Source organism: Aquimarina pacifica (assembly GCF_000520955.1).
GTDB classification, from domain to species: Bacteria; Bacteroidota; Bacteroidia; order Flavobacteriales; family Flavobacteriaceae; genus Aquimarina; species Aquimarina pacifica.
In genome coordinates this window covers 107940-120706 of sequence record NZ_JACC01000008.1, presented here as the reverse complement: position 1 = coordinate 120706, position 12767 = coordinate 107940, and the positions used below count along the sequence as shown (strand labels likewise).

The 12767-nt window shown below is 32.9% G+C and carries 14 protein-coding genes; 7 read left to right on the top strand and 7 right to left on the bottom strand.

Annotated elements, in window-relative coordinates; all coding sequences use genetic code 11:
• Positions 1-29 precede the first annotated feature (29 nt).
• The 5 genes from DZ60_RS0105995 (at position 30) to DZ60_RS0105975 (ending at position 5441) form a co-directional block, all read left to right on the top strand.
• Positions 30-1730, top strand: coding sequence for a NupC/NupG family nucleoside CNT transporter (locus tag DZ60_RS0105995; protein WP_025741184.1), 1701 nt, complete (start codon positions 30-32; stop codon positions 1728-1730).
• A 159-nt stretch (positions 1731-1889) separates the two neighbouring features.
• Entirely contained in the window at positions 1890-2714 is an 825-nt protein-coding gene (locus DZ60_RS0105990; protein WP_025741183.1) for a thymidylate synthase, read from the top strand.
• A gap of 43 nt (positions 2715-2757) precedes the next feature.
• Positions 2758-3183: an energy transducer TonB gene (locus tag DZ60_RS0105985; protein WP_025741182.1), complete on the top strand. Its 426-nt coding sequence runs from the start codon at positions 2758-2760 to the stop codon at positions 3181-3183.
• A 103-nt stretch (positions 3184-3286) separates the two neighbouring features.
• The gene (gene egtB / locus DZ60_RS0105980; RefSeq protein ID WP_025741181.1) at positions 3287-4453 is read left to right on the top strand and encodes an ergothioneine biosynthesis protein EgtB; all 1167 of its coding nucleotides are present in this window, start codon (positions 3287-3289) and stop codon (positions 4451-4453) included.
• A 13-nt stretch (positions 4454-4466) separates the two neighbouring features.
• Entirely contained in the window at positions 4467-5441 is a 975-nt protein-coding gene (locus DZ60_RS0105975) for an L-histidine N(alpha)-methyltransferase (protein WP_025741180.1), read from the top strand.
• A gap of 93 nt (positions 5442-5534) precedes the next feature.
• On the opposite strand, the gene DZ60_RS0105970 is transcribed toward DZ60_RS0105975, so the two are convergent.
• The 7 genes from DZ60_RS0105970 to DZ60_RS22590 all read right to left on the bottom strand — a co-directional run bounded on the left by DZ60_RS0105970 (position 5535) and on the right by DZ60_RS22590 (position 11236).
• On the bottom strand, positions 5535-5906 hold the full coding sequence (locus DZ60_RS0105970; protein ID WP_025741179.1) for a VOC family protein: 372 nt from the start codon (positions 5904-5906) through the stop codon (positions 5535-5537).
• A gap of 50 nt (positions 5907-5956) precedes the next feature.
• Positions 5957-6880 carry a M43 family zinc metalloprotease gene (locus tag DZ60_RS0105965; RefSeq protein WP_025741178.1) on the bottom strand — a complete coding sequence of 308 codons (924 nt, stop codon included), beginning with the start codon at positions 6878-6880 and terminating at the stop codon, positions 5957-5959.
• Between the two features lie 84 nt (positions 6881-6964).
• Complete coding sequence (locus DZ60_RS0105960; RefSeq protein ID WP_025741177.1) at positions 6965-7333, bottom strand: hypothetical protein; 369 nt, start codon at positions 7331-7333, stop codon at positions 6965-6967.
• A gap of 121 nt (positions 7334-7454) precedes the next feature.
• Positions 7455-8702, bottom strand: coding sequence for an RNA polymerase sigma factor (locus DZ60_RS0105955; RefSeq protein WP_025741176.1), 1248 nt, complete (start codon positions 8700-8702; stop codon positions 7455-7457).
• Positions 8702-9049, bottom strand: a complete 348-nt coding sequence (locus DZ60_RS0105950) for a YciI family protein (RefSeq protein ID WP_025741175.1) — start codon at positions 9047-9049, stop codon at positions 8702-8704. Before DZ60_RS0105950 ends, DZ60_RS0105955 begins: the two co-directional genes overlap by 1 nt.
• 684 nt (positions 9050-9733) lie before the next feature.
• Positions 9734-10030: an isoamylase early set domain-containing protein gene (locus DZ60_RS0105945; protein WP_025741174.1), complete on the bottom strand. Its 297-nt coding sequence runs from the start codon at positions 10028-10030 to the stop codon at positions 9734-9736.
• Between the two features lie 135 nt (positions 10031-10165).
• Positions 10166-11236 (bottom strand): aminotransferase class V-fold PLP-dependent enzyme, encoded by a 1071-nt coding sequence (locus tag DZ60_RS22590; protein WP_034228836.1) that lies wholly within the window; start codon positions 11234-11236, stop codon positions 10166-10168.
• 65 nt (positions 11237-11301) lie between these two features.
• Between DZ60_RS22590 and DZ60_RS24660 the strand changes: the two genes are divergently transcribed.
• Positions 11302-12246, top strand: a complete 945-nt coding sequence (locus DZ60_RS24660) for a dihydrofolate reductase (RefSeq protein WP_025741173.1) — start codon at positions 11302-11304, stop codon at positions 12244-12246.
• A gap of 59 nt (positions 12247-12305) precedes the next feature.
• The gene (locus tag DZ60_RS0105930) at positions 12306-12758 is read left to right on the top strand and encodes a pyridoxamine 5'-phosphate oxidase family protein (RefSeq protein WP_025741172.1); all 453 of its coding nucleotides are present in this window, start codon (positions 12306-12308) and stop codon (positions 12756-12758) included.
• The last annotated feature ends 9 nt before the right edge of the window (positions 12759-12767 follow it).

The following is a 12767-nucleotide window of genomic DNA, read 5'->3' as shown; positions in this document are numbered from 1 at the left end:
GAAAAGGCAGTATAAATGATTTGATTTTTATGAGTAAAAAAATTCTTACCTCTATATTTTTATTCTTTGTTTTTGTAGCGGTATCCTCACAGTCGATAGAAAATAAATGGATTTTAGAAAAAATTAATGATGCTTCTAAAGTATCTTCTTCCGAAGTAAAAAAACAAGATTACTTTGTATTTGACAAAGGCGAATTTTCTTATATTTCTAAAGGTATAGAAACATTAAAAGGTGACTATATTCAGCAAAACAACCTTGTTTTGGTATTTCCTGAAGCAACAGAAGATTCTATTATAAAATATAAGGTGCGTTCTATAACGGACTCCACATTAGTTTTATCTAAAATAGGAGTTACATATACATTTATTTCAGAAAAAAAATTACCCGTTCAAGTCACAGAAATTAGCGAATCTACCTTAGTTCCTAATCAAGGGTTTTCATTTAATAGTTTGTGGAGAGGAGTTCTAGGGATGTTTGTGCTCCTTATTATAGCGTTTTTATGCAGTAGTAATAGAAAAGCGATTAACTGGAAAACAGTCGGAATTGGCCTTCTTGGTCAATTACTATTGGCTTTTGGTGTTTTGAAAGTGAAATTTATACAGGCGGTTTTTAATTTTATAGGAAAAATATTTAATGAAATATTATTGTATACTCAAGCTGGTAGTGAATTTCTTTTGGGTGGTATGATGGATGTCGATAGCTATGGTTTTATATTTTTGTTTCAGGTGTTACCTACAATTATTTTCTTTTCGGCACTGACGTCTATTCTATTTTACTTTGGAATTATACAAGTGATAGTAAAAGGGATGGCTTGGATTCTTACCAAGTTAATGGGTATTTCTGGGGCAGAAAGTTTAAGTGTTGCAGGTAATATTTTTCTAGGGCAAACAGAAGCACCATTAATGATCAAGGCATACCTAGAGCGTATGACACGTTCTGAAATGTTATTAGTTATGGTAGGAGGAATGGCGACCGTAGCAGGTGGTGTTCTAGCAGCATATATTGGTTTTTTAGGTGGTAATGACGAACAGTTGCGTTTAGAGTTTGCAAGGCATCTTTTAGCAGCATCTGTAATGGCAGCTCCGGGTGCAATTGTAGTTTCTAAAATATTGTTTCCACAGACTGAAAAAATAGATAGTACAATTGAAGTTACGCAGGATAAGATAGGTTCTAATGTTTTAGATGCCATTTCTAACGGTACAACAGAAGGACTGAAATTGGCTGCTAATGTCGGAGCTATGTTATTAGTATTTGTAGCTTTGATAGCAATGCTTAATGGTATTTTGGGGTGGTTAGGCGATGTCACTACTTTTAATTCTTTTATAGCGAATTACACACCGTATAACAAGTTCTCATTAGAGTCTATTTTAGGGACAATCTTTGCTCCTCTAATGTGGTTGATAGGGGTTGCAAAAGAAGATATGATGTTAATGGGGCAACTGCTAGGTATTAAGTTGGCAGCAAGTGAATTTGTAGGGTATATACAATTGGCAGATTTAAAAAACACAGCGAATACAATGCATTTTACATATAACAAATCAGTTATTATGGCTACCTATATGCTATGTGGGTTTGCTAATTTTGCTTCTATAGGGATACAGATTGGAGGGATTGGTTCCTTGGCACCTGGCCAGAGAAGAGTATTGTCAGAATTCGGAATGAGAGCACTTCTGGGAGGGACCATAGCTTCATTACTTTCTGCAACAATCGCTGGTATGATTATTGGATAATTTTTGGACTCTTTTGTTGTCGAAAACGTATTTTTGCATTACGGTTTATAAGTATTTAATAATCTAATAGTTGAATCATATCTTGAACCCTATTTTTTGTATATTTGAGGTGAAATTGATACAATGTTAACAAACTCAAAGTAATAGCAGTCAGGGAATATGAAACAATATCTTGATCTTGTGCGCCACGTATTAGAAACGGGGAACGCAAAAGAAGATCGAACCGGTACGGGAACAAAAAGTGTTTTTGGATATCAAATGAGGTTTGATCTTAGCGAAGGTTTTCCGATGGTTACAACCAAAAAGTTACACCTTAAATCTATCATTTACGAACTCTTGTGGTTTCTTAAAGGTGATACTAATATAGAGTACCTCAAACAAAACGGAGTACGTATATGGAATGAATGGGCAGATGAAAATGGTGATCTAGGACCTGTTTATGGCCATCAATGGCGTAACTGGAATAGTGATGAAATTGATCAAATTAAAGAAGTAATAGATACACTTAAAAACAACCCTGATAGTCGACGTATGATCGTCTCTGCATGGAACCCAAGTGTACTACCAGATACATCAAGGTCTTTTTCTGAAAATGTAGCAAATGGCAAAGCGGCATTACCTCCTTGTCACGCATTTTTTCAATTTTATGTAGCTAATGGTAAGTTATCCTGTCAGTTATATCAGCGAAGTGCAGATATTTTTCTTGGAGTACCTTTTAATATAGCTTCGTATGCGTTGTTTACTATGATGATTGCACAGGTTTGTGGATATGAAGCTGGAGAATTTATTCATACATTTGGAGATGCACATATCTACAATAATCATTTAGAACAATTAGAATTACAATTGTCAAGAACACCTCGAAAATTACCCAAAATGATCATTAATCCAGAAGTAAAAGATATACTGGAATTTACTTTTGACGATTTTACTCTGCAGGATTATGATCCGCACCCCCATATTAAAGGTGCCGTGGCAATTTAATAAACCCCTCAAATTTTACACAAACTTACACGTAACACAACCTATGAAAAAATTATTACTTTTCACTATGCTGTCATTTTCGTCAGTTTTATTCTCTCAAGAATCTATAGTTTTATCTTCAGAAAGTGCAACTGAAAAAGGAATTAGCCCGATTTGGCCTAAGTGCGATCGATCCAGGCAAACACCAATTGATTGCTTTAATCAAAAATTGATGACGCACATTATTCAAAATTTCCAGTATCCAGAAATAGCTCTAAGTGAATCCTTAAGTGGCACGGTAACCGTAGAGTTTATAATTAATAAAAAGGGTAAAGTAGAAGTTATAGACGTCAAAGGAGGACATAGATATTTGCAAAGAGAAGCAATTAGAATTATCAGAGCTATCCCTAGAATGAAACCTGCATTGTGGGGTACCAAGCCTATAGCTATTGCATATGCAGCTCCCATAACATTTATAAAACCAAAATAAGTGTAATCAATAAATTTAACATTGGATTAATTCTATTGTTAGGATTAAGAAAAATAAAAATGCCTAAATTTGAGTGTATTCGTAAAACGAATACACTTTTTTTATGATCACTACAAATACCTTATTGGCATCCTTCTTACGTACTAGGTCTGATACTGAAGAAATATGTGCCCCATTGCAAATAGAAGACTATGTAATACAGCCAATAGTCTATGTATCTCCACCCAAGTGGCATATGGGACATACTACCTGGTTTTTCGAAGAGTTTATTTTGTCCAAATATGTTAAAGGATATAAACGTTTTCACCCAGAGTATGCATTCGTTTTTAACAGCTACTATGAAAGCATAGGGAAAAGAGTGATGCGAACAAATCGCGGGAACCTATCTAGACCTACTGTTCAAGAAGTTTATGAATACAGAGATCATATTACTTCATGTATGAAAACGTTTCTCGAAGAGGATTTGGATACGGATATTATAAAACTAGTTCTTATAGGGATTCATCACGAAAAACAACATCAGGAATTATTACTTACGGATATTAAATTTATTCTTGGAACAAATCCTTTATTTCCCAAATATAATGACACCTTTACTGAGAATTTTGTACAAAGCAAGATTTCTGGATATACTAAAATAAAAAAAGGACTATATAGCGTAGGCTATATCGGTAATCAGTTTTGTTATGATAACGAATTGGGGGCTCACGATGTGTTTCTTCAGGAATACTCAATTAGTAACAAGCTAGTAACAAATAAAGAATATCTTGAGTTTATTGAAGATGGAGGTTACAAAAATAGTATGTTTTGGCATGCCGAAGCATGGGATTGGATACTTAATAACGGTGTAGAGGCCCCATTGTATTGGCATAAAGTAGATGAACAATTTTGGCAATACACATTTCAAGGTTTGAAACCTCTTGATACTAGTGCTCAGGTAAACCATATTTCTTATTACGAAGCATTTGCTTTTGCACAATGGAAAGGAGAGCGTTTACCAACAGAATTTGAATGGGAGGTAGCGCAATCATTTTTTGATTGGGGAACACGATGGGAATGGACAGAAAGTGCATATGCACCATATCCTAATTATAAGAAAGCTATTGGAGCTTTAGGAGAATACAACGGCAAGTTTATGGTCAATCAAAAAGTATTGAGAGGTGGGTCTGTTGCCACAGCTGCAAACCATACCAGACCTACCTATCGTAATTTTTTTCATCCTGAGTTGAGGTGGCAATTTACAGGAATACGATTGGTAAAAGAAAATTAATTTAATACGTAAGATGAATTCTAAAAATCAAAAAGTTGGTATTTCTAATTTTGAAAAAGAAGTATGCGAGGGATTAACAGCTTTTCCTAAATATATATCTTCAAAGTTTTTTTATGATAAGACAGGTGATGCTCTTTTTCAAAAGATTATGGCATTACCAGAGTATTATCTAACCAATGCCGAATTTGAAATTTTTACAAAACACGCATCTGGTATTATAAGTAGTTTTGGTTCTTCTGAAGAAGGGTTTGATCTTATTGAATTGGGAGCCGGAGATGGAAAAAAAACAAAAGTGCTATTGCAAGAGTTAGAAAATAGGAATTATGATTTTAGCTATATGCCGATTGATATTAGTAAAAATGCAATTAATAATTTGGTAGAGAACTTAAGTGTCGAAATGCCCACTGTTCATGTAGAAGGACATATAGGTGAGTATTTCGAAATTTTGGATCGACTAAAACATATTAGTGAACGCAAAAAAGTTGTTATGGTATTAGGGTCTAATATTGGAAACTTATTGCACCCTAAGGCTATTCAATTTTTGAAAGAATTGAATAATATAATGAATGCAGATGATCTCGTTTTTATAGGTTTTGATCAAAAAAAAGATCCTCAGAAAATTTTAGATGCATATAATGACAAATCAGGTATAACTGCTGCTTTCAATAAAAATGTTCTGACCCGAATTAACAGAGAACTTAGTGCCAACTTTAATCTTGATAAATTTATACATTGGGAGGCCTATGATCCCGAAAATGGAACCGCAAAGAGTTATTTGGTGAGTACAGAAAAACAAATAGTAGATATTGATTTGTTATCCCTAGAGGTGCATTTTGAGGCTTGGGAAAGTATACATACTGAGATATCACAGAAATATGATGATGATATTGTAACTTGGTTGACAAAAGAATCAGGATTAGAAGTTATTTGTTCTTTTGCTGATGAAAATAAGGAGTATAAAAATTATGTAATACAGAAAACTAATTAAAAAATAGTACTATAATTATAGGTTTGATTGTAAATTGTTACGAGTATAGCTGTTTTAATTTTTGGGGAAGATGCTGTTTTCGTATGGTTTTAACTAGACATGTTGATCAATTAGAATAGCATTTCCGTCGGGATCCATTACTACCAAACTCGCTGGTCCTGTTGTGTTCTCATCAGCTTCGTTTTCTATACTTATATTGTTCTTTTTTAGGTGCTTTTGGATTTCTCTTATATCATCAAAATGAGTAATATTATTAGCATTTTGGTCCCATCCAGGATTAAAGGTTAAGAGGTTGTTTTCAAACATTCCTTCGAATAGACCTATTAAAGTATTTTCATTTTTCATGATCAGGTATTTTTTTTCAAGATCACCTGCAAAAACTGCAAAACCTAGTTTTTCATAAAATTGTTTGGATGCCTTAATGTCTTTGACACTGAGACTAACTGAAAACGCACCTAATTTCATATGTTCTTTTTTTTTTGTTAAAAATTAGTCATGTATTCAAATTTCGTATTTTATCTTGATATAGCAGACGAAATTATAAGAGATTTTCTACGATCAGCATTTTCTAATACATATCGCATGCGGGTAACTTGATCATTGGTAAACATATTCATGCAGGAATCCGCAGTATAGTCCATATAATTATTAATTAGCGCTATTTCTTCATTGCAGGCGAATATGTTTTCTACACAATCTTTTGAACGTTTCGTTACAGGAGGAGTGTCATCACAATAATCATCATATTCACCACATGTAGTATTTTCTCTTTTGCCCCATAAGTGTTCTAATCCGAAAAAATGACCCATTTCATGAGTCAATGTTCTGCCTAGATTTGCATTTCCAGAGATATTTGATTCACCAAAATGTGGGGTGTTAATGAGAATACCATCCCCTTTTGTTTGTAGTTCATTTTCGAGTCCTGGTAAATCCGTAGTAGGGAAAGTTGAACTGCCTAGAAAAAGATTTTGGGGAGCTACGGGCAGCACCCAAATATTGATGTAGTTGTCAGGGTTCCAGTAACTATATTGGGTAAGCCAGTCGAAAGGTAACTCTGCATTGTCTGAATCAATCTCGATATCAGATGCATTAATTCTATGTATGCCATTTGTAGGGTTTCCTTCAGGTGTGATTTCTGCAAGAATAAATTCTATTTTTGTGTCTGCCCCTAATATGTGTGTATTATAACCAGAGGTTCCTTCTTTTTTTCTGAAATCATTATTTAGAATTTGCACCTGAGACATGATTCTATTTTGAGCTAAATTGTTTCCTTCACCAATGGGTTCTCCTAAATGAATAATATGAATAACTATGGGTAATTTGTATATGTCAGATGCTATTTGAAGGTCTTCTTTTGCATCATCAGAAGTACAAGAAAAAAGTACAGTGATTAAAAGAATAAGGATAACAGTTATTCTGTAGGGTATAAGAAAATTCATTTTCGGGATTAATACTATGGGATGTTTGCAGGCATAATTTATAAAATTCTAAATATAATTTATAAAATGACAGGTAATTTAACTTTAATCTTTTTTTAACCAGACAGTATCGTCTTCTTTGCGAATTAGTGTTGAATTATCTTGTATTGTAAATGAAATATCAAAGTTTAACCCATCCTCTTTACTTAGTTCAATACTATTTTTATTTATAGTATATGTTGTTACATAAATAATGTCACTACCACCTATTAAGGCATTGACTTCGGAGGAGTTTACAAACTCAACAAATTCGCTACAGTTTATTTCGAAGTTTGAGCTGTTATCACAATCAGGAATTTGATGTACGAAGGTCCCGGTAACTGAATACTCAGAATCTTGATCATCATTATTTGAGCAAGAGGCAATGATAAAAAAGGAAGGTATTATTAGTAAGATTGAATATATTTTTGGCATCACGATTTGTTTTAAGCATTTTTATATTGATGTGTCTATCACTAAATGGTTGCTCATACATGGATTGTTTCTATAGAATAACAAGAAATGATTACCTATATTATTTGTTTTGAATAAATAATCAACTATTATTTTGAAGCAATGTTCTTTTCTTTTTTTGTAAATACTCTTTTTCAAGGACATTGTTTACATGATCAATGGCATCATTAAGATATGCTATTGCTTTGTTGAAGTTTTTGATGGCACTATAGTAATCAGAAAGTGCTCCGTAATAAAGATAAACGCGTTGTCCAAAGTCTTTGGGCATGAGTTGATCAAAATAGCCCTTGGCTTTTGAAAGTTCTTTATTTTGAATACATATAACTGCCATTGTTAATATATGAGTTGGCATTGGTTGAAGCTTATTAAGACATTGATACCAATGTAATAGTGCATTCCAATTTGTGTCATCAAAATGTTTAGCTTTTAGATGTTCGAAGGCTATCGCTGCTTCATAATGGTAGCATGAAAACTCGGCGTTATCTACTGCTTTACTCATAATAGAATTTCCTAGTTCAATTAACGGAAAATGCCATTGACTTCTATCTTGATGCTTAAGATCCAGAATTTTATTTTCTGTACTAGTTTTAGCATTTAGTCGAGCGGCATGAAAACACATTAGTGCAAACAAAGCATAACTTGTTGAGGTGCGTGTTAGTTTATTTTTGAGCAGCATTTTACATAGGCGCATGGCCTCACCACACAATTCTTTTCGTATTAATTTTTCTTTTTGATTAGAATGGAATCCTTCATTAAAAATTAGATACAAGACCTCCATAACACTTTCTAATCGTTGAGGCAGCTCTTTGCCTTGGGGAATAGTAAACTTAAGCTGGCATTGCTGAATACTTTTACGGGCACGGGAGAGACGTTTTTTTATCGTTTCTTCTTTGGTTAACAATGCAGATGCTATTTCTTTGATACTAAATCCAGACACCGTTTTTAGGGCAAATGAAATGCGGTCTCTAGGATCTAGATTCGGGTGACAAGCAGTAAAAATCATCCTTAGTTGAGAATCCTCGATTTCGGTATCGAGAAAAAGTTCATTAATTGCAATAAAATCTGTTCCTGATTGTATATTAGGAAGATAATTTTTCTCTGTTTTTAACTTCCTAAAAATATCAAGCATTCTATTTTTAGCCGCTTGGATTAACCATGCCTCTGGATGTTGAGGTCGTTCATGCCTCCAGGATACACTAGCTTTGACAAAGGTGTCTTGTACTGCATCTTCAATAGTTTCTAGATGTTCTAGACCAAAAATACGGGTTAAAATAGAGACCATCTTTCCGCTATGATGTCTAAAAAGATGGTCAATATATTTGGACTCCATTATTGGTCAAAAACCATTATTTCACGAATTTCTACCGTTCCTCCAAGATCATAGTCAGGAAAATCTTGTGCAATTTCTTGTACCTCATCAAAATCTTTGGCTTTTACTAAATAATAACCTCCTATCAGTTCTTTGACTTCTGCTGAGGTAATGTCTGTAACGGTTCGATTTTTTCCCACAATTCGACGGATGTTTGGTGTAAGTGCATTTCCTCCACGATGAATTCCTTCTTTTTGCATTTTATCATTCCATGCAAACCATTTTCCCATTCGATTTTGAAGTTCTTCAGGAGAAAGTCCTATATCGGTGTAATCTGCACCGACAAAAAGCATCATAAATTCTTTCATAATAATTAAGTTTTAAATTGTTTATACTACTAAGACGTTTATCAAATCAGAAAGGGGGACATTTTTTTGTTTTTTTTACTAAAAAAGCAAACCACTTAAAATTAGATAGGTAGTATGCAGTTAGAAATGTAGTAGATATGAATGATTTTTCAAAACTTCGTAATATTTTTTGACATAAATATTATGTAATGTGTACAATTAGAAAACCAGAGTAATTGAGTTAATAAGTATTGTTTTATGATATGTTTGGTCTAATTAATTATTGTGGGGATATGGTAGTTTCTGACTGTATTTATTTTTCTAACCATAAGGTGAGTATGGTACTTATAAATGATGGTTGCGTAGCTTTTATTGGCCTAATCAGATAACTATAAAAAGGTTGGCATCCCTTTTCCTTGGGGGAGGCGACAGGATGCTAACTTTACCTAATTATTATTTATAAAACAATATATGAATACGAATGACTATGGATCAATTTTTTGATGCCTTATCATTTTTGTACGAATTGATATAATGATTTAAGAAAATAGTTTTGTAGAAATATAAAAGGATTTTAAGAATAGTATTTAGAAAAAACAGCACACAAAAGAATATGATGTACTAATTGATACTGATTAGTACACAGCTATAATAAAGTTCTAAACACTATTGTTATAAAAGTATTAAAAAACCTAAATTATTCTATTACAATACTAACAAGCTATTGTCGGTAGAAGCAAAATCGCTCCACTGATATCCATCAGCTTCGGCTTCGTTAGTCCATTGACCATCTACGACATATTTAAACTCAAAATTGTTGTCTTTGGGAAGATTTATGGTTCCCTTGAAATTGCCGTTTTTTAATTTTTTAAGTACAGTAGCTTCAGTATTCCACTCATTAAATTCTCCTGCTACACTTACAGTGTTGGCTTCTTTTGCAGGAACTATGAAGGTAACTTTACAAATGGGTTTAGATTTTAAATATTGTTTGGTAATCGCCATAATTTTTTATTTTTTATTTAAGCATTGGTTAAAAAACTTGTAACTAAGTTACTATAAAAGGCTAGAAATAAAAAATGGAGGAGTCACATTTTTAGCTATTTAATGACAATTATTTCAAAAAAACTATCTATAACGTTATAGGTTATCAATTAATTTGTCAATATCTTCTTTTGTGTTGTAAAAATGTAAGCTAATTCGAATACCCGAACCTCTTAAAGAGGTAATAATATGTGCTTTTTTTAATGTATTAAATAGTTTTTCATCACCTCGGATATTATAAATAGAACTATGTACAGGTCTTTTCATTACCTCTTTGTCAAGTAACTCTAATTTGCTTAATTCTACTCTTGCGTAATCAGATACTTCTTTGATACTGTTTTCTATATTCAAAATTCCTATTTGGGTTAAAAATTTCAAAGAGTGTTGTAAACTTCCGAAGTTAAAATTATCTAAATGGCCACATTGAAATCGAGCTTGTAAATTAGTATATGAATCATCATAATCCATCTCTAATGCTGATTTTTTGTACGAATTTGGGGTAATTCTCTCAAGTATTTCGTTTTTGAATAGGAAAAACCCGTTGCCATATCCACCAAGAAGCCATTTATAGCCACTACATCCAAGAATATCGATACCAGAACTGTCAAAATCAAAATCTTTGGTACCACAAAATTGAGTGCCATCTGCAATAATGAGTAGCTTCGGATATGTAGCTTTTAATGTTTGTAGAAAGTTAAGATCGATCATAATGCCACTTATGTATTGTATAATACTTATCGCCAGAATATCAGGTGCGTGTTTTTCTATGGCTTCAACAATATTTTGTTCTAAACTAGCATTTACCTGAGCATAACAGACTTCGAACCCCTTGTTTGTAACTGCAAAATTTAGGGAAGGGTAATCAGTATCTAGGAGTAGTATTTTTCTTTTTTTCTCTAAACCATTTAGTATTGTATTGATGCCCAATGAGAAATTTGGAGTTAATATTATATTCTCTTCAGAAGCGCCTAAGAAAGACCCAATTGTTTGTCGTACATTTTTAAGAAACATCTGTTGATGGTCTCTAATTTTACTTCCGTGTAGAATAAATTCTAAATCACATTCTTGTCTAAAATCTAAAAGTGAATCATATAATATACCTGAAGCAGCAGTGTTGAGATAGGTGTTATGGGATAAAATAGGAAATACGTTTCTTAAATTCTTCATAAGTTACTTCGGCGATTTTTGGTAAAAACTATATCTTTACTTCTAGATACTAAGGTAACATTAATATGTTTTCAAAAAAGAAAGAAAAAGTACAAGTTGATCCACAGCAAAGAGAACTCTATGAGCATGCTCGTAAGAGAGTTATTCAGAAAAAAAGATTATTTCAGCATTTCATTGTTTTCATTGTAGGCTCTTTGTTCTTTATTCTTCTTAATTTATTAGTGGGGTACAAAAAAGAAGTTACTTTCTTTGGTGCAGACTGGTATGTCATTTGTGTGATTTTTTGGGCATTTCTTTTTATGATACATTTTTGTAATGTTTGGTTGTTTAGCACATTTATGGGTAAAGAGTGGACTGACCGGCAAATGGAGCGACTTATTACGAAGCAAAAAGCCGAAATTGCTTTACTCAAAAAAGATGTTGACTTAATGTACCCGACAGATGAACTTAAAAAAAAGAAAGAAGGGTTTATTAAAGAAAAAGCATCAGAAATTGTAAATGTAATGCAAGAGTCCAATCCTCTGATCACTATGATTGCAGCTGCCGGAGAGGATAATTCATTGGGAAAGGATAATGATTTGGTTTGGCATTTACCAGATGATTTTAAGCGTTTTAAATCATTGACTACTGGTCATCATATTATTATGGGGCGAAAGACATTTGAGTCATTTCCAAAACTATTGCCTAATAGAGTACATGTAGTAGTGACCAGAAATACCTCATATCAAGCCGAAGGAGCTATTGTCGTGCATACCATAGAGGATGCAATAAAATTAGTAAAAACAGATCCTCAACCGTTTATTATCGGTGGAGGCGAAATTTATGCGCTTGCTATGGAGTATGCGAAGTGTATAGAGCTTACCAGAATACATGAATCTTTTGAGGCCGATACGTTCTTTCCTGAGATAGATATGAATATTTGGGAGTTAAAGAAAGAAGAATTTCATGACGTGGATGAAAGACATAAACATCCTTTTACATATTTAACATACTACAGAAAAAAAGAGTAATTTTTTATCTCCTAATTTCAGAAAAGAATAGGTGTATAGATAAAAGCAATTTCTTGAAAATGGAATTAACAACAGAGATTAAAAAGTATTTAGATCGAAGTGTTTTATGTTGGTTGGCAACCAGCTCACAGGACGCAATACCCAATGTATCTCCCAAAGAAATATTTACGCATTATAAAGAAGATTGTATTATCATTGCAAATATTGCATCCCCTCAAACAGTTATTAATATCAAAAATAATAATAATGTATGTGTCAGTTTTGTTGACGTTTTGGTGCAAAAAGGGTTTCAGTTAAAAGGAAAAGCAGTAATTATAAAGAAAAATGAACCCGAATTTGATGAGATTGAGCCTTTGTTATTAGAAATGACAAAAGGGGTTTTTCCATTCTCATCAGTGCTAAAAATAACTATAGACCAATCAAAAGAAATATTAGCACCGAGGTATTTGTTTTATCCCAATACTACAGAAGAAGAGCAAATAGAAAGAGCCAAAAAAGCCTATAATTTATAATTCACATAT

What these genes read in the sequence shown, in the direction of transcription:
- DZ60_RS0105950 (WP_025741175.1), bottom strand. Translation starts at nt 9,049, where the DNA reads ATGAAAGAATTTATGATGCTTTTTGTCGGTGCAGATTACACCGATATA.
- DZ60_RS0105990 (WP_025741183.1), top strand. Translation starts at nt 1,890, where the DNA reads ATGAAACAATATCTTGATCTTGTGCGCCACGTATTAGAAACGGGGAAC.
- DZ60_RS22590 (WP_034228836.1), bottom strand. Translation starts at nt 11,236, where the DNA reads ATGAAGAATTTAAGAAACGTATTTCCTATTTTATCCCATAACACCTAT.
- DZ60_RS0105975 (WP_025741180.1), top strand. Translation starts at nt 4,467, where the DNA reads ATGAATTCTAAAAATCAAAAAGTTGGTATTTCTAATTTTGAAAAAGAA.
- DZ60_RS0105955 (WP_025741176.1), bottom strand. Translation starts at nt 8,702, where the DNA reads ATGGAGTCCAAATATATTGACCATCTTTTTAGACATCATAGCGGAAAG.
- egtB (WP_025741181.1), top strand. Translation starts at nt 3,287, where the DNA reads ATGATCACTACAAATACCTTATTGGCATCCTTCTTACGTACTAGGTCT.
- DZ60_RS0105960 (WP_025741177.1), bottom strand. Translation starts at nt 7,333, where the DNA reads ATGCCAAAAATATATTCAATCTTACTAATAATACCTTCCTTTTTTATC.
- DZ60_RS0105945 (WP_025741174.1), bottom strand. Translation starts at nt 10,030, where the DNA reads ATGGCGATTACCAAACAATATTTAAAATCTAAACCCATTTGTAAAGTT.
- DZ60_RS0105985 (WP_025741182.1), top strand. Translation starts at nt 2,758, where the DNA reads ATGAAAAAATTATTACTTTTCACTATGCTGTCATTTTCGTCAGTTTTA.
- DZ60_RS0105930 (WP_025741172.1), top strand. Translation starts at nt 12,306, where the DNA reads ATGGAATTAACAACAGAGATTAAAAAGTATTTAGATCGAAGTGTTTTA.
- DZ60_RS0105995 (WP_025741184.1), top strand. Translation starts at nt 30, where the DNA reads ATGAGTAAAAAAATTCTTACCTCTATATTTTTATTCTTTGTTTTTGTA.
- DZ60_RS0105965 (WP_025741178.1), bottom strand. Translation starts at nt 6,880, where the DNA reads ATGAATTTTCTTATACCCTACAGAATAACTGTTATCCTTATTCTTTTA.
- DZ60_RS0105970 (WP_025741179.1), bottom strand. Translation starts at nt 5,906, where the DNA reads ATGAAATTAGGTGCGTTTTCAGTTAGTCTCAGTGTCAAAGACATTAAG.
- DZ60_RS24660 (WP_025741173.1), top strand. Translation starts at nt 11,302, where the DNA reads ATGTTTTCAAAAAAGAAAGAAAAAGTACAAGTTGATCCACAGCAAAGA.